This is a genomic window from Aliikangiella maris, from assembly GCF_040719265.1.
Classification (GTDB): Bacteria; Pseudomonadota; Gammaproteobacteria; order Enterobacterales; family Kangiellaceae; genus Aliikangiella; species Aliikangiella maris.
In genome coordinates this window covers 25108-41618 of the sequence record NZ_JBFDAH010000001.1, presented here as the reverse complement: position 1 = coordinate 41618, position 16511 = coordinate 25108, and the positions used below count along the sequence as shown (strand labels likewise).

General features: G+C 39.3%; 14 protein-coding genes. 5 read left to right on the top strand and 9 right to left on the bottom strand.

Translation table 11 applies throughout. The features are described 5' to 3' along the window. Positions 1 to 84: 84 nt before the first annotated feature. The gene (gene murJ / locus ABVT42_RS00205; protein ID WP_353873074.1) at positions 85 to 1632 is read right to left on the bottom strand and encodes a murein biosynthesis integral membrane protein MurJ; all 1548 of its coding nucleotides are present in this window, start codon (positions 1630 to 1632) and stop codon (positions 85 to 87) included. A 370-nt stretch (positions 1633 to 2002) separates the two neighbouring features. Here murJ and rpsT point away from each other — a divergent pair, with 370 nt between their 5' ends. Beyond that, positions 2003 to 2266 (top strand): 30S ribosomal protein S20, encoded by a 264-nt coding sequence (gene rpsT / locus ABVT42_RS00200; RefSeq protein ID WP_353873073.1) that lies wholly within the window; start codon positions 2003 to 2005, stop codon positions 2264 to 2266. Positions 2267 to 2430: 164 nt separating this feature from the next. On the opposite strand, the gene cgtA is transcribed toward rpsT, so the two are convergent. The 3 genes from cgtA to rplU all read right to left on the bottom strand — a co-directional run bounded on the left by cgtA (position 2431) and on the right by rplU (position 4363). Continuing rightward, on the bottom strand, positions 2431 to 3624 hold the full coding sequence (cgtA, locus tag ABVT42_RS00195; RefSeq protein ID WP_353873072.1) for an Obg family GTPase CgtA: 1194 nt from the start codon (positions 3622 to 3624) through the stop codon (positions 2431 to 2433). Between the two features lie 138 nt (positions 3625 to 3762). Beyond that, positions 3763 to 4020 carry a 50S ribosomal protein L27 gene (gene rpmA / locus ABVT42_RS00190; protein WP_353873071.1) on the bottom strand — a complete coding sequence of 86 codons (258 nt, stop codon included), beginning with the start codon at positions 4018 to 4020 and terminating at the stop codon, positions 3763 to 3765. A gap of 31 nt (positions 4021 to 4051) precedes the next feature. Then, positions 4052 to 4363: a 50S ribosomal protein L21 gene (rplU, locus tag ABVT42_RS00185; protein ID WP_353873070.1), complete on the bottom strand. Its 312-nt coding sequence runs from the start codon at positions 4361 to 4363 to the stop codon at positions 4052 to 4054. A 319-nt stretch (positions 4364 to 4682) separates the two neighbouring features. Here rplU and ABVT42_RS00180 point away from each other — a divergent pair, with 319 nt between their 5' ends. Further along, positions 4683 to 5651: a polyprenyl synthetase family protein gene (locus tag ABVT42_RS00180; protein ID WP_353873069.1), complete on the top strand. Its 969-nt coding sequence runs from the start codon at positions 4683 to 4685 to the stop codon at positions 5649 to 5651. Between the two features lie 288 nt (positions 5652 to 5939). After that, positions 5940 to 7475 (top strand): phosphoenolpyruvate carboxykinase, encoded by a 1536-nt coding sequence (locus ABVT42_RS00175; protein WP_353873068.1) that lies wholly within the window; start codon positions 5940 to 5942, stop codon positions 7473 to 7475. Positions 7476 to 7657: 182 nt separating this feature from the next. Here the strand turns inward: ABVT42_RS00175 and ABVT42_RS00170 are convergent, their stop codons facing one another. Next, a complete protein-coding gene (locus ABVT42_RS00170) occupies positions 7658 to 7936 on the bottom strand; it encodes a peptidylprolyl isomerase (RefSeq protein ID WP_353873067.1) in 279 nt (92 codons plus the stop codon). Between the two features lie 234 nt (positions 7937 to 8170). On the opposite strand from ABVT42_RS00170, the gene yacG reads away from it, so the two are divergent. Further along, positions 8171 to 8362 (top strand): DNA gyrase inhibitor YacG, encoded by a 192-nt coding sequence (yacG, locus tag ABVT42_RS00165; protein WP_353873066.1) that lies wholly within the window; start codon positions 8171 to 8173, stop codon positions 8360 to 8362. On the opposite strand, the gene recJ is transcribed toward yacG, so the two are convergent. The 4 genes from recJ to acs all read right to left on the bottom strand — a co-directional run bounded on the left by recJ (position 8348) and on the right by acs (position 15667). Then, the gene (gene recJ / locus ABVT42_RS00160; protein ID WP_353873065.1) at positions 8348 to 10186 is read right to left on the bottom strand and encodes a single-stranded-DNA-specific exonuclease RecJ; all 1839 of its coding nucleotides are present in this window, start codon (positions 10184 to 10186) and stop codon (positions 8348 to 8350) included. The two genes, yacG and recJ, sit on opposite strands and share 15 nt — an antisense overlap. A 60-nt stretch (positions 10187 to 10246) precedes the next feature. Next, a complete protein-coding gene (locus tag ABVT42_RS00155; protein WP_353873064.1) occupies positions 10247 to 11173 on the bottom strand; it encodes a hypothetical protein in 927 nt (308 codons plus the stop codon). 323 nt (positions 11174 to 11496) lie between these two features. After that, the gene (locus tag ABVT42_RS00150) at positions 11497 to 13482 is read right to left on the bottom strand and encodes a methyl-accepting chemotaxis protein (RefSeq protein WP_353873063.1); all 1986 of its coding nucleotides are present in this window, start codon (positions 13480 to 13482) and stop codon (positions 11497 to 11499) included. Positions 13483 to 13720: 238 nt separating this feature from the next. Continuing rightward, positions 13721 to 15667, bottom strand: coding sequence for an acetate--CoA ligase (gene acs, locus ABVT42_RS00145; protein ID WP_353873062.1), 1947 nt, complete (start codon positions 15665 to 15667; stop codon positions 13721 to 13723). 379 nt (positions 15668 to 16046) lie between these two features. On the opposite strand from acs, the gene ABVT42_RS00140 reads away from it, so the two are divergent. Then, a complete protein-coding gene (locus tag ABVT42_RS00140) occupies positions 16047 to 16415 on the top strand; it encodes an MTH938/NDUFAF3 family protein (RefSeq protein ID WP_353873061.1) in 369 nt (122 codons plus the stop codon). Positions 16416 to 16511: the final 96 nt, after the last annotated feature.

Genomic DNA, 16511 nt, shown 5'->3' with positions numbered 1-16511 from the left:
TCACAACAGCCAGCTTTAGCACTGGCTTTGAACTGCAACACTAGCAATCTTTCTATTTTCGAATGAGAATTTGAGATTATTCAACTAGACCGCATCACTTTGACGTAAATCACTCATCTTAACGCGCATAATCCATAACGATATTGCATAAACAGCAATGCATCCAACAACCATTTGCCCCATTTGGGTTGCTCGCTGAATATTTCCCCAGTTTTGCCAATCCTCAGTCGATGGAATATAACTATAAATTGCTACCGCTAGAATGATATTGGCAGTCACTAATTTTGCAAACCAGCTTCGCCAACGACTATCGGCAATAAAAATCTTTTGCTGCGTTAGCTTGTAAAATAATAATAACGCATTGACGATTGCTGAAATCGCAGTAGCAGCAGCCAATCCTACGTGAGCAAATGGAAAAAACAGGATCAAATTAAAAACCATATTTGTCACCATCGCAGCAATACCTATTTTTACTGGTGTTTTTGTATCTTGTCTTGAAAAAAATCCAGTTGCCAACACTTTAATGAGCATAAAACCCAGCAAACCAATAATATAAGCCTTTAAACTTAATGACGCCAAATGGGCGTCGTTCAATGTAAATTTTCCATTTTGAAATACTGTTAATATAATTGGCTCTGCCATCATGAATAATCCAACCGCGGCAGGTACCCCAATCAGAAATACTAATCGTAATCCCCAGTTAAGTGTTTGATTAAACTCCACAACATTCGCACTGGCATGTTGACGAGATAACGCCGGTAATATTACGGTAGAAATAGCAATTGCAAACATTCCCAATGGAAACTCTAGCATTCGATCAGATACATATAACCAAGTAATGCTGCCAGATTCTAAAAATGATGCCAAAATCGTATCCAACAACAGATTGATTTGTCCTATTGAAACGCCAAACAAAGCAGGCCCCATTAAAGTCAGGATTTTCTGCACGCCTTGCGAGTGCCATCCCCAGGTTGGTTTAACCAATAAGCCTTCTTTCCATAAAAATGGCAATTGAAGCATTAGCTGTGCTATGCCAGCGACAAACACCCCCCAAGCTAAAGCCATGGCTGTTTGATCAGGTAAAGCCGGTGACACAAAAATCGCCGCAGAAATAATTGATAGATTCAATAACACTGGGGTAAATGCAGGCACCCCAAAGCGTCCAATACTGTTTAGAACAGAGCCACAAAATGCGGTGAGTGATATAAAAAGAATGTAGGGAAATGTAATTTTTAAAAGCAAAGAAGCCAATTCAAATTCTCTATCTTTACCCACAAAACCGGGACCAAAAATAGACACTAACACAGGAGAACCAATAACCCCAAGTATGGCAATTAACAACAAAATCAACCCAAGCGTGCCAGATGTTTCCGCAATCAAGCGCCGAACCTCAAATAGGGTTTTATTGGTTTGATATTCAGATAGAACGGGCACAAAAGCTTGAGAAAATGCCCCTTCAGCAAACAATCGACGCAAAAAGTTAGGGATTTTTTGGGCAACCAAAAAAACATCTGTTGCCCAGTCAGCTCCCAGTACATAAGTCATAACAATATCACGTACCAAACCCAATATACGCGACAATAGTGTCATTAAACTGACGATAATGCCTGATTTTAATAGTTGCTTTGACATCAACGAAAACTCCAATTAGGCGACACCATTGTTAAACCCGATAATCTTCAATATTAACCGCTATATAATATAAAATACCGCTCAAAAAACCGGGTAAGATTAGCGACTCTAGAGTTAGGCGTCAATTAGTTAAATCAAGCTCAAGCAAGTATATCTATTATCCTGCTCAACCTAATTATTTATGACAACATACGGTTTAAACCAGCCCGTTGGGAGGCAACTTTATTTTCAGTAGATGATAAATAGTGACAGTTACAAGGTAAAATATGGCTGAATAGAATGAAAAACACCGAAATCCCCTTGCCTCTGCTTTAAAAAACGGGTATATTCCTGCACCTTATTTTTAAGCCTAGATTTCAGGAGCAAAGCCTTGGCAAATATTAAATCCGCAAAAAAGCGTGCACGTCAGGCTGAAGGTCGTCGCCAGCACAATGCTAGTCGTCGTTCAATGATGCGCACGTACATGAAAAAAGTTGTTGCCGCAATCGCATCTGGTGACAAAGACGCTGCTCAAGCGGCTTATAATACTGCAATTTCTGTGTTAGATGTTGCAGCAGGAAAAGGTCTTATTCACAAGAATAAAGCAGCGCGCCATAAAAGCCGTTTTAGTGCTCAAATTAAAGCAATGGTATAAAATAATTTATCATTAGCCAAAAAACCCGCTATCGGCGGGTTTTTTTGTTAATATTTTTAGTGTTTATGCTTTCTAGTTTAAACACATTTAGTTAGCACTTTAACTTCCGTATCGAACAACATCCTTTTTCAATAATCTTTCAAACTTCCTCTATTAGCAATTAATTACTGATTATCAGGCTCAACCGAATCAGCACTCGCACCAAAATCAGACTTTTCGATTGCCTTATCGCTAACTCGGTGTTCAGTGATAGCATTTTCTGCCTCGCCAGATTCATGAGCTTTGGCCTCAACATTGTCATTACCATGCTCAATTTCACTTTCAATATCCAAAGCAGCATTTTGCGCTTCAATATGTTCTAAAATATCAAAACATAGCGACTTGGTCCCTGTACCTTCAAGTCCCGAAATCACATAATATGGCCCTTCCCAGGCTAGCTTTTCAAGCAGATCTTGTTTTAAATCTGTCAGCTCTTCTTCTGATAATAAGTCGCACTTATTGAATATCAACCACACTTCTTTTTCAGCCAAGTTACTTTGATATTCTTCAGAATAATGACGTAACTCTTGATGAATTGCTCGAATATTTTCCAGCGGATTCGATTCATCGAAAGGCTTGAGATCGACCAGATGGAGTAATAGTCGCGTACGCGCCAAATGCTTTAAAAAGCGAACGCCTAATCCCGCACCGTCAGCAGCACCTTCAATAACACCAGGAATATCTGCCACAACAAAACTACGATGAGGTTCAGGAGCAACAACACCTAAGTTAGGGATTAAAGTCGTAAAAGGATAATCTGCAACTTTAGGACGTGCAGCAGAAATACTGCGAATAAAAGTCGATTTACCTGCATTCGGTAAACCAAGCAAGCCTACATCAGCTAATACACGTAGTTCCAGTTTTAATTCGCGAAAATCGCCAGGTGTTCCGCGACTTGTTTGTCTTGGTGTTCGGTTAACACTACTTTTAAAGCGCGTATTGCCAAGACCGTGAAATCCACCTTTGGCAACTAACAACTTTTTGCCTACTTCGTTCATATCGCCAATCAGTTCATTAGTTTCCTGATTAACGACACGAGTACCAACAGGAACAGGAAGAATTAAGTCCTCACCTTTAGCACCAGTACAATTTTTCGCACCACCCTTTTGGCCATTTTGAGCACCGTAAAATCTGACATATCGGTAGTCGACCAGTGTATTTAGTTCGCTGTCAGCCAACAAATAGACGCTACCACCATCTCCGCCATCGCCGCCATCAGGACCACCTTTAGGTATATACTTTTCGCGTCTGAAGCTACAAAGACCACTACCGCCGTCACCGGCTTTCACTTTAATTGTCACTTCATCAACAAATTTCATATTTACCTGCTTGTCTACTAACAGACTTTGACAATACGACCATTATAAAAAAGCTCCGATTTAACGGAGCTTTTTTATTAAAACTTCAATTTTGTCGTTAACTGATAACTCTCAGTTAACGGCACTATCAAACTAAATTTAGTTAGGGATAATGCTTACCGTACGGCGATTACGAAGTCCTTTGACCTCAAACTTAACTTCACCGTCAGCTGTTGCAAATAATGTATGGTCACGACCAATACCCATATTTGCACCAGGATGGAAATGCGTACCACGTTGACGAACGATAATGCTACCTGCACTAACTTGCTCACCACCAAAACGTTTAACACCTAAGCGTTTACTTTCCGAATCGCGACCGTTACGCGTACTACCACCAGCTTTTTTATGTGCCATTTGCTTTCTCCAGAATAATAATTAGCTGAACTTACTTACTGATGCCAGTAATTTTTACTTCAGTAAACCATTGACGATGGCCCATCTGCTTACGATGATGCTTACGACGTCTGAATTTAACGATCTTGATTTTTTTACCACGACCGTGTTCAACCACTTCACCAGACACTTTAGCACCTTCAAGATACGGCGCGCCAAGCTCCAGATCGGCACCTTCACCAACCATCAAAACTTTATCGAAGTCAATCGACGCACCTTTTTCGGCATCAATTTTTTCAAGGCGAACTACTTGACCTTCTGATACTCGGTGCTGTTTACCACCACTTTGAATCACCGCGTACATAGCGACTATCTCTCCGTCTCTTAAAGCATACCAAAGTATTAAAGGTATACCAGGTTAAATAAGGTTAATAGGTTCCTGTTTTATTAGGATTCCTGTAATTAAGGGCGCGCATTTTAAGCTATAAAACTTATTCTATCAAGTCAATTTCGAATAATTTTTATCAATAGCTCTCTGAAACACTTGAGATTTTTAGTCTGCGCAGTTTTTCCTTGACCAGGCAAGAATCAAGTCCTAGCATTCGATAAACTCATCTGTCAGACAAATCTTTATTGATTTTCAGCTCTGCAGTTTAATTATTCCGGATAATTTAAAGAATTACATGTCAGATATAAAAAGCATTACAAACCTTGTCAAGAATGACTTCGACGCGACCAACCAAGTCATACTCAATCAGTTGCAGTCCGATGTCGTACTCATTAACCAACTAGGTCATTATATAGTATCTGCCGGAGGAAAACGATTACGACCTTTACTGGTACTGATTAGTGCAAACGCACTTGGTTATCAAGGAGATCAGCATCATAAAGCCGCGGCTATTATAGAGTTTATTCATACTGCGACCTTATTACATGATGATGTCGTTGATGAAAGTGACCGGCGACGAGGTCGACAAACGGCTAATGCAGTATTTGGTAATGCAGCTAGCGTATTAGTAGGCGATTTTTTATATTCTCGTTCTTTCCAAATGATGGTCGGGCTTGATCAAATGAAAGTCATGCAAATTCTGGCCAATACCACCAATCAAATTGCAGAAGGTGAAGTTTTACAATTAATGAATTGTAATGATCCCAATGCAACTGAAGAAAGCTACTTTAAAGTTATCCATAATAAGACTGCTATTTTATTTGCTGCGGCATGCGAGCTAGGCGCGGTCATCGCCGGGCAACCGCAATTTGCAACAGCTTTACATCAATATGGCCTTCATCTTGGACTTGCCTTTCAGCTAATGGATGATGCACTGGATTATATTGCCGATAATGACACACTTGGCAAAAATGTTGGTGATGATTTAGCCGAAGGAAAACCTACCCTCCCCCTTATTTATGCCAAACAGCACACCGATTTATCTGGTCAGCAATTAATTACTCAGTGCATTGAAAATGGTGGTATTGAGCATTTAGCAGAGATCCAGACGATCATCGAGCAGACAGATGCCATTGGCTACACAATTCAACAAGCAAAACATCAAGTCGAGTTAGCTAAGCAACAGTTAACAGATTTACCTCAAAATCCATTTTCAACATCACTTTATCACCTAGCCGAGCTTTCGGTAGACAGAAAGTTTTAATAGACTAATTTCTTATAAGGCAAAAATCAAAAAATATAGGTTCGAAATTCAGACATTGTTTTTCGGACAAACTATATCCAGAAATTTATCCAAAAAACCTTATTATCTTAGGTTATTAGCCATATATCCGTAAGGATGTAACCTTATTTTTTGGTCAATTTAAAATTCCCAGTTAAGTCCAATTTGGGGTAGTTTAGCATTTTTTTATCTGTTAAAATCGCGCCCAATTTTTACCCAGTAATATGCCAAAAAAGCATATGCATCTCAAAAACCTATTGGTGGACAATAATGGCAATACAGTATCTCAATTTAACCAGCGACGAATTAATCAATCAGGCTCTTGAAAGAAATGAAGGAAAGCTGGCCGCAAATGGCGCACTCAGTGTAGAAACGGGAGCGAGAACTGGTCGTTCACCAAAAGATCGATTTATCGTCAAAGAGGCATCAACCGAAAATGCAATTGATTGGGGCAATGTAAATCGTCCCTTCGACGAAGATAAATTTAACGCTCTTTGGGATCGCGTAGAAACTTACCTTGTCACTAAAGAGGCATTCTTTGAATCTGAATTACATGTAGGCTCTGATCCCGAACATTATCTGCCAGTAAATGTTAGAACGGAAACGGCTTGGCAGAATTTATTTGGACAAAATTTATTTATTCGTCCAACGCAGTTCAACCCCTCAGCCAAGCCCAACTGGCAAATTTTGAATTGTGCTCACTTCAATTGCGACCCCGAGAGAGATGGAACCAATAGTGATGGTGTAGTTATTCTTAATTTTGCTCAACGTAAAGTGCTCATAGCCGGTATGCGCTATGCAGGTGAGATGAAAAAAGCTATGTTCTCGGTACAAAACTTTTTATTACCAGAATCAGATGTATTACCCATGCACTGCGCAGCCAATACAGACGGAAAAGGTGATGTAACTTTATTCTTTGGTTTATCTGGCACTGGAAAAACCACGCTGTCTGCCGATCCATCACGCTACTTAATTGGGGACGATGAACATGGCTGGGGAGTTGGCACCGTATTTAATATTGAAGGCGGTTGTTATGCAAAAACCATCGATTTGTCTGAAAAGAATGAGCCGGTGATCTGGAATGCTATTCGCAAAGGAACCATTATTGAAAATGTTGTTTTAGATAATGAAGGAATTCCTGATTATAGTGATACAACATTAAGCCAAAACGGCCGTGCGGGTTATCCTCGTGAGCATATTGAATTGAGAGTCGATGAAAACCGCGCAGGTGAACCAAGCGCCGTTATCTTTTTAACATGTGACCTAACCGGGGTTTTACCACCAGTATCAGTACTCTCCAAAGAAGCAGCAGCTTATCACTTCTTAAGTGGTTATACCGCCAAAGTCGGTTCTACAGAAATTGGTTCTACAGCGGCCATCGAGTCAACTTTTTCTACCTGTTTCGGTGCACCTTTCTTCCCGCGTCCAGCCGGAGTTTATGCAGAGTTGCTGATGAAGCGAATCGAAGCTAACAATGCAAGAGTTTACTTAGTAAATACCGGTTGGACAGGAGGCTCCTATGCCGATGGTGGAAAGCGTTTCAGTATTCCAACGACCAGAGCAGTCATTGCAGCAATTCAGTCTGGCGCGCTAGCCGAAACCGAAACGGTACATATCAATGAATTAAATCTCGATGTTCCAGTCGCTGTTAAGGATGTTGATAGCCAACTACTACAGCCTAAAAATACCTGGCAAGATAAAAATGCTTATGAAAAAGAAGCGAAAGCCTTAGCGGCTCTATTCCAAGAAAATTTTGCTCGATTTGATGTTTCCGATGCCATTAAAAGTGCAGGCCCTCAAGCCTGATCAACTCACTAAATGACAGATTGAAATAATAAAGGAAGCGGTTATCGCTTCCTTTATTGCAGCCTTTGGCAGTTAACTGAGTACTGAAATTATATTATTATAAAATTCAGTGTTTACGCCAAGCTCACTGACTTTAAGATATATTATTTTATCTCAAGGCTTTAGCTGAGCTTTTAAGACCATTAAGTTCTACTCGTCACTTCAACCAGGTGATAACCAAATTGCGTTTTAACAGGTCCATGTACAACACCAACTTCATCGTTAAAACAAACTTTATCAAATTCAGCAACCATCATTCCTGGTCCAAACGAACCTAAATCGCCACCAGATTTACCAGAAGGACAACTGGAATGTGCTTTGGCCAATTCAGCAAAGTCGGCACCGTCAGAGATTTGTTGTTTAAGTTCGTTACATTTATCTTCAGTTGAAACAAGAATATGTCTAGCAGTTGCAGTTGTCATTGCGCTCTCCCAAGTTATGACAGTTTTTTAATTGAATAGCCTGCAGTATAATAGTCAATAAAAAAGAGTTGAAGTAAAAGTTTACCTTTCCTTTTGCGTTAGAGTAGCGAGTCATGGATAATGGCAAGATTAAATGCAACAATTTGCAATCAAGTTGAATAATTAATTGCGTTTACTTTACCCACAAATCTCATTTTTTCATAGCAAAAACCCGTTAAAATTTTGGTAAAAAACATGAACGACGATCTCATCATTGCCTGCCCAACCTGTCGAAAAAGTATGCGCTGGAAAGATTGTAAAGAACATCGCCCATTTTGTTCCAAGCGTTGTCAACTGATTGATTTAGGAGAATGGGCTAATGAAAAGCATACGATTGCGGGCCAATCTGTTATATTACCAGATAATGAAGACTCACAAGATTTCTAACTGTTCAATTAATAACTGAAGGTTATAATTTCCTCTAAACTCATTAATGTCTAACTTGTAAACAATATGAACCTTATCACCGCGTTCTGCTAATGAGTAATTGGGACAGCGAAAAAATATCGCTTCCACCTGAATATCATCTTTTCTCAACTGTAGTTTCAGATGTTCATCGGCAAGTAATCGGCTACTGGTTACTTCAAAAATATCATCAAACAAGGGTTCAGGAAATCCTTGTCCCCAAGGTCCTAAGGCACGTAATTGTTGAGCAAAATTTAAATTAAAATGCTCAACAACAAGACCCGCATCGGTAATAATTTCATCTTTAATTGATTGACCACCTAACAATGATTCAACCGCCATATTCAACTGTTCAGTAAATAATAAAAAATCTTTTTGAAAAATCGATAAGCCAGCAGCCATAGCATGACCGCCAAACTTTATGATCAAACCGGGATTTTTAGCATTGACTAATGCCAACGCATCCCTAATATGCACGCCTTTTACCGAGCGCGCAGAACCTTTTATCATTGTACCCTCAGTACTCTGGCTATCAGTTTGATTTAAGTTTTGCGAATGCTCAATAACTTCGCTATCTAAAGCAAAAATAATAACCGGACGATTAATTTGCTCTTTAATTCGCGATGCTAAAATTCCGATCACACCTTGATGCCATTTAGGATCATATAAGCAAAGGGCTGTTGGTCTTAATTCTATCGATGCGCAACCTGCGATTTGTTGGTTTAATTGATTAACATCATTCGACTGTAAAGAACTTTGTTCATTTAGGTAGGCTGCAATGTCAAGATTAGCTTGTTCAACCATTTCTTTTTCTATGGACTTTCGAGAACGATTTAATTCATCTAACTGCATGGCAATAGGTAAAGCACTTTGCAATGTTTCAGCCAATAAACAGCGAATCCCTATCGACATATCTTCTAATCGCCCCGCAGCATTCAACCGAGGTCCAACTAAAAAACCCAAATCGCTCGCCTGACAGCTTGTATAATCTTTTTTAGCCACCTGCAATAATGACTGAATACCAGGACACGCTAACCCTTGCCGAATTCTTTTTAATCCCTGCTCAACTAAAACACGGTTATTTTGATCGAGTACCACAACATCTGCAACAGTCCCTAAAGCAACAATGTCGAGTAATTCAGCTAAGTTGGGTTCTTGAATATTTTGCTGTATAAACCATTGTGCTTGACGCATTAACGATCTGAGCTTTAGCATTAAATAAAAAGCAACACCAACTCCCGCCAAGTTTTTACTTGGAAATTTATCTCCTGGTTGGTTAGGATTGACAATTGTTAATGCATCCGGCAACCTTTCACCAGCTAAATGATGATCGGTAATTATCACAGGAATACCTAATTGCTTTGCTCGCTCAACGCCTTCAACATTGGCAATGCCATTATCAACTGTGACAATCAAGTCAGGTTTAAGTGAACTGGCAAATTCAACCAAGTCAACGGATAGTCCGTAACCAAACTTAAAACGATCTGGCACCAAAAAGTTAACCTTTGTTGCACCAAGCATTGTTAATGCTTTGATCATAACAACACTGCTGGTCGCGCCGTCTGCATCAAAGTCGCCAATAATTAAAATCGCTTGCTGTAATTTAATAGCCGTAAACAAATAGTCTGCAGCAACATCTATATTTTTTAATTTGTCAGGTGATATCAGTTGTGCAAGACCATAGTCTAAATGTGTTTTATTTTCTATCCCACGAGTAGCCAGTATATGCTGAATTTTCTGATCATAATGATTCAAGCTAATATCAACTTCAACACTTTGACGATGAACAATTTTTTTTAAAAACATATAATTTAAACTTATTTCATTAATATCGGTACAAGAAAAAACAGATCAATTTCAACGACTTTACTTTCTCATAATAACGCGTTTCATTTTTGCCAATAGCCCTAATGGCTTTTTCACAGTTAATTTCGCATCCTGACCGATTAATTGACAACTGACTTGCGACTTTTCTATAGCGTACTTTACCCAGGTTTGAACAACGGCAGGATAACTTTCTTTTTCTTCGTCGTGCGCGATCAGAACACAATATTCGGTATTTACTTGTGGTAACTGCGCTACTGGTTTACAGGCCAACATACTTTGTAAACAAAACAATCGAATTAAGTCATTGTTGCTAACAACCGTTAGATTTTCATTCTTAATAAATTTTAATTCGGGTAACTGCTGCGGATTAATAAGATCAGAAAAGTGCACGCTCATTAACGTTTCAGGCGCTGTTGCAGCCAACCCCTGATAATCAACCATCTGTTTAATTAACATTTGTAACTCGGTGCCCAGTTGTTGCCAAAAAGAAGCATCATTCCCTGCATAAGGATAATTAAACAAGTCCTTTCCAATTAAGTCGCTGACCGATAATGCCGATAACTGAAGTGCTTTCTCACTGGTATAAACCCAAGCATTTTTATCAATAAATAGTAATTTTTCTCCGGGCCGCATTAGCTTTTCGTTAATTTGAGAAACTATACGCAAAGAATCATTCGCACTGAGCGCTAAAGGCTGTTGCCCCAGCATATAAGCCCCGCGATGAGTCATTTGAATGAGAACAGGCTGACAAGTACAGGCAGTTTTGACTTCCTCACCAATATCGAATTGCGCCACTCGAAGTTGTGTCCAAGGAAGTTCAGGTTGGTTTAATCCAACAGTACGATTAAATGTTTTTTCCCAATTCTCATTGATTGGTTGAATGTCAATCATTGAAGTATCAATTTCAACAAGAGATAAAATTTGTTGTGCCGATAAATCAGGTAAAAATATTGTTAGTTTTTTCATATTATTTGAATCAATATTGACTTATCAAATTACATCTGATCGCCGTCTAATGGCTAATAAGCGGGCAGCATTTATACAGCAAATTATTGGATTATTGGTCTATTTGACCATAGTATCACTTTTCAAATAATAGCCCTAGAGGGGATACACGACAAAATTATCGCACTTCAGTTTTCAGGACCGACTTACATTCACGTTCAAGGAAAGAGCACCATAAAATGACGCAAATATTTTAGCATTCTCGAGTTTAATACAAATCAACAAGTATGCGATTAACAATTTTAAACAGCCCAATCAGAATACCAACCGTATAGCAAGATGAGCTAGATTTTAAACCGTTTAACCAGCTGACTCAGTTGCTCAGAATTATTATTCAGAGACTCACACCGCTCTCTCATTATTTTTGCGGCTTCTGTTCCATTATTTGCCATTAAGCGAAAGCTATCGATAACTTTAGCAACGTCCGCTGCCGCTTGATTTTGTCGTTCAGTAGACACAACAATATGCTGATTTTGGTTTTGCACTGAAGCAATACTCGTCAAAATTTCTTCGAGTATTTGATGAATATGAGTAACCTGCTCGACACTTTGTCGCATTTGTTCACAACTGCTCAACATCACCGAACTGGCTTGTTTTGAACTGGTCTGTACCCCTTCAATAATAGACTGAATACTATTAGTCGACTCCTGAGTACGGCTTGCTAGCGTGCGCACTTCATCGGCAACTACCGCAAATCCTCTCCCCTGTTCTCCAGCTCGTGCGGCTTCTATGGCAGCATTTAATGCCAGCAAATTAGTTTGATCTGCAATGCTTTTAATAACATCCAAAACTTCACCAATTCCTTCAGAGTCCACTCGCAACTTATCCATGACACAGGATGCTTCCTCTAATCCTTCTGATGTACGCTGAATTGCCTCGACTGACTGCATCACTTCAGTACGTCCATGACTGGCATTACTGTTTGCCCTTTCTGCTGACTCACTGGCCAGTTTGGCATTATCAAAAATTTCCTGCGCAGTAATGACCACTGAGTCAACCGTATCTCCCGCAGTATTTGCTTGTTCCATTGCATGGGTAGAACGCCCAGATGCCGAAGTACTCAGTTCAGAAAAATCATCAACGGTTTCACGCAAACTTTCAGTTGATGAGGAAACCTGTTTTATCAGTTCATGGATACGATCAACAAATCGGTTAAATTCTAATGCCACATGCCCCACTTCGTCATTTGAATTGATAGTTAACCGCTTTGTTAAATCGCCATCACCATGAGCAATTTCAGCCATTACTGATTCAATATGTTTTAATGGCTTAACAATTGAGCGGGTTACCAGTAAGGTAACAAATGCAATAGCACCTAAAATAATTGAAATAAAAATAATACTGGATGTGATTGATTGGTTAACTTTCTCTTCAATTAATTTTTTAGGCACCATCAATGTTAAGACCCACTCAAATGCCGGTTGTTGGCTGGCTACTTCAACAAAAGTTACTTCTTGCTCAACACCATTCCATATTAACGAACTGGTTCCAGTGGACTGACTTTTAAAAAGTTCTCCTAACTCAGCAAAACCTTCATTTCCTGGTTGTTCATCAAGAGTCACCAGTGGAGAATTATGTGGTAATGCTTTTTCATTAACGGCTTTTGGCATATACAAGATATCGCCATTTTTTTTGGTCAGTAAAGCAATCCCTTGCTCTCGATAACGAATTTCGTCGACAATGTTGCCCATCGTTGTCAATAATATATCCATTCCACCCAGACCAATAAACTCTCCCGAAGCGCTTCTCACAGGCACATAAGTGGCGCAGTAAATCGCCTTATCAAGGGTATCTACATCGATATTTCCAACATGTAAATTATTTTTTGCTTTTGCATCAACATACCAAGAGCGAGTAAGCATATCGTAACCTTCACGATAGACAATGCCTTTTTCATAAAAGTATCCTCCACTCTGGTTATGTGCAAAAAATATCGACTTTATTGTTGGATCACTTTGCGACTCCAATTGAAAGTTTTTGATCATCTTGTCATAGGCTTCACGATCAGGTACGCCTTGTTCTTTATTTTTATAGTTAGATAACCATTCAACAATATATTGGTTTCGAAAAAAAGTTTCTAAACGTCGGCCCTTTTCTTCAAAAAACGCTTTGATTTTTTCACCCTCGAGTTCGACAATATCCGTTAATTCTTTACGAACACTGTATCGGCTATCTTGCGCCAGGCTAGAAACAACAATGTAACAGCTTGCCAACAGTAAAACAAAAATAGAACCAAGCAAATATATGAGAAGCTTTCGAGAAATCGACATACAACTTTAAGTTAGTGAAAAATAATTAATTGAGAGATTATTATTCAATTTAGACTTGAAATGATTAATTTTCAAATAAATCAGTCAGTTAAATAATGTTTTTGAGCATATTTACCAGCAGCTAACAGATTGGCTTATGCATAGAGGCTGTAAGGTATTAATTTATTTAAAAAAATAGCCGATGCGTTTAATCGTAAGCGGCGACCTGCATCGACAGGCCGCAAAATGTACGAGAAGATTACTTTTTATTTTGACGGTTAGCGATTAAATCTTCAACTACCGCCGGTTCAGCTAATGTGGAAATATCCCCTAGATTAGCAAATTCATCTTCTGCTATCTTTCTTAAGATTCGACGCATAATTTTTCCAGAACGAGTTTTAGGCAATCCTGGTGCAAACTGAATAATATCTGGCGTAGCAATAGGACCAATTTCTTTTCGCACCCACTTGACCAGCTCATCACGTAGTGCTTCATTTCCTTCTAAACCGGCATTCAGGGTGACAAATGTGTAAATACCTTGGCCCTTGATTTCATGTGGATAGCCCACTACCGCAGCTTCTGCAACTTTAGGATGCGCAACCAGCGCACTTTCAACTTCGGCAGTCCCCATACGATGCCCTGAAATATTCAAAACATCATCAACTCGTCCAGTAATCCAGTAGTAGTTATCTTTATCACGTTTAGCACCATCCCCCGTAAAATAAGCGCCTTCAAAAGTGCTAAAGTAAGTTTCGATAAAGCGTTGATGATCACCATAAACCGTTCGCATTTGTCCAGGCCAACTGCGCTTCATAATCAGATTCCCTTCGGCTTCCCCTGACAGCTCTTTTCCTTCGCCATCTACTAGCGCAGGCTCTATACCAAAGAACGGGCGAGTTGCAGAACCTGGTTTTAAGGGCGTAGCACCTGGCAATGGCGAAATTAAAATTCCTCCTGTTTCAGTTTGCCACCAAGTGTCAACAATTGGGCATTTGGCTTCACCAACGACATCATAATACCATTGCCATGCTTCTGGATTAATCGGCTCGCCGACACTGCCCAAGAGCTTGAGAGACAGGCGTGATGTTGACTCAACATAGCTATTACCTTCACGCATTAGCGCACGAATAGCGGTCGGCGCGGTATAACAAATATTAACCTGATGTTTATCACAAATTTGCCAAAACCGGCTTGAATCAGGGTAATTTGGTACCCCTTCAAACATTAAAGTGGTCGCCCCATTGGCCAGTGGTCCATAAACAATATAACTATGCCCGGTAATCCAACCTACATCGGCGGTACACCAATAAATATCATCTGGGTGATAGTCAAATACATACTGATGTGTCAAAGAGGCATAGACCAGATAACCCCCACTTGTGTGTAAAACACCTTTAGGTTTACCTGTTGAACCAGAAGTATAAAGAATAAATAATGGGTCTTCTGCAGACATTTCTTCTACAGGACATTCAGCAGGAACCTGCTCCGCTTTTTGGTGATACCAGTGATCAAGTGAGTCGTTCCAATCAACCGCCACTTCAGAATTTTTAACGACCAATACAGACTCTAAATAATCGCTCACCCCAGCGATTTTAGCAGCATCATCCACGTTCTTCTTCAAAGGAATTGATTTACCCCCCCGATGGCTGAAGTCGGCGGTGATTACCAATTTACTTTGACAATCAATAATTCGTCCAGCAAGTGCATCAGCTGAAAACCCGCCAAAGACAACAGAGTGAATCGCACCAATTCGAGCACAAGCAAGCATCGCGTAAACGGCTTCAGGAATCATCGGCATATATAGAGTCACTCGATCCCCTTTGGAGACATTTAGTGACTTCAACACATTAGCCATTCGACAAACTTCATCAAAAAGTGTCTGATAGGTAATGTGCTTTGAGTTTTCAGGATTGTCCCCTTCCCAAATAATTGCAGTTTGTGATGCTTTTTCAGGTAAATGCCTATCAACACAGTTTGCACAAACATTCAATGTACCATCGTGATACCAACGAATATGCAAGTCAGACTTTGCATAAGATACGTCCTGTATTTGCGAGTAAGGCTTAATCCAATCAATTCGCATCCCTTGCTCTGCCCAAAAAGCATCATTGTTATCGAGAGATGCTTGATATAATTCAAAATATTTAGATTCGTTAATTAATGCGCTTGCGGCAACAGCGGCATCTACGGGAAATATTTTAGACATTTTTATTTTCCTGTCACACGATTAGTTGTAATTTTTTAAATAATTGTCATTGCTAAATAGCGGTAATTAATTAGTGGCGCCAATTTATGTGATAAATTTTAATTTAATCATCTCTATCTAATTATGAGAAATCAAAGCCTTTTGCTTTACCCTAACCAATAGTCGGTGTCATACTATTTTAACCTAGACGACAAACTTTGAATAAAACTAAAGAGATAATGTAAACTTGTCAATTAGACTAACATAATTTAATAATGGAATTTAGCAAAGTTTATGGGAAATGTCGGTTACTTGAATGCCTTAGATACGATATTTAGTAACGACTTCCAAGTAAAAATGACAACTCAATGATGCTGAATTCTAGATGGAACTAAATAATATGTTGATACAAAAAGAACCCAATACAGGCCCTGTTTCAATCAAACATTACTCGCCTGGCAAAATACATATTTCGGGACAGGATTATCAATGTACCCTTCACCTCACCCCAACCAGTCTGACACCTGTCGGTGATGATATCCAATTTTCGACATTAACAACTGATTATTTGCTGTCACTAACCGACTCAGAAACAGAGGTACTTATTATCGGTACAGGCGAATCTCATCAATTTATTTCGACAGATATAGTTCAAACCCTAAATCAGCAAGGCGTGGCAATTGAGGTGATGGCAACCCGACAGGCTTGTCATACATTTCAAGTATTAAATTACGAACTGCGTAAAGTAGTAGCGCTGTTATTTTTATAACACAACGACATCAACTCATTAATATTGTGCCTTTAAAGCATTATGCTTTTTAGATAGCTTGCAGTATTGAAAACTATCAAGCTACCCTCAAAAATT

Coding starts and splice junctions, on each gene's coding strand:
- murJ (WP_353873074.1), bottom strand. CDS start 1,632: ATGTCAAAGCAACTATTAAAATCAGGCATTATCGTCAGTTTAATGACA.
- cgtA (WP_353873072.1), bottom strand. CDS start 3,624: ATGAAATTTGTTGATGAAGTGACAATTAAAGTGAAAGCCGGTGACGGC.
- rpmA (WP_353873071.1), bottom strand. CDS start 4,020: ATGGCACATAAAAAAGCTGGTGGTAGTACGCGTAACGGTCGCGATTCG.
- rplU (WP_353873070.1), bottom strand. CDS start 4,363: ATGTACGCGGTGATTCAAAGTGGTGGTAAACAGCACCGAGTATCAGAA.
- ABVT42_RS00180 (WP_353873069.1), top strand. CDS start 4,683: ATGTCAGATATAAAAAGCATTACAAACCTTGTCAAGAATGACTTCGAC.
- ABVT42_RS00175 (WP_353873068.1), top strand. CDS start 5,940: ATGGCAATACAGTATCTCAATTTAACCAGCGACGAATTAATCAATCAG.
- ABVT42_RS00170 (WP_353873067.1), bottom strand. CDS start 7,936: ATGACAACTGCAACTGCTAGACATATTCTTGTTTCAACTGAAGATAAA.
- yacG (WP_353873066.1), top strand. CDS start 8,171: ATGAACGACGATCTCATCATTGCCTGCCCAACCTGTCGAAAAAGTATG.
- recJ (WP_353873065.1), bottom strand. CDS start 10,186: ATGTTTTTAAAAAAAATTGTTCATCGTCAAAGTGTTGAAGTTGATATT.
- ABVT42_RS00155 (WP_353873064.1), bottom strand. CDS start 11,173: ATGAAAAAACTAACAATATTTTTACCTGATTTATCGGCACAACAAATT.
- ABVT42_RS00150 (WP_353873063.1), bottom strand. CDS start 13,482: ATGTCGATTTCTCGAAAGCTTCTCATATATTTGCTTGGTTCTATTTTT.
- acs (WP_353873062.1), bottom strand. CDS start 15,667: ATGTCTAAAATATTTCCCGTAGATGCCGCTGTTGCCGCAAGCGCATTA.
- ABVT42_RS00140 (WP_353873061.1), top strand. CDS start 16,047: ATGTTGATACAAAAAGAACCCAATACAGGCCCTGTTTCAATCAAACAT.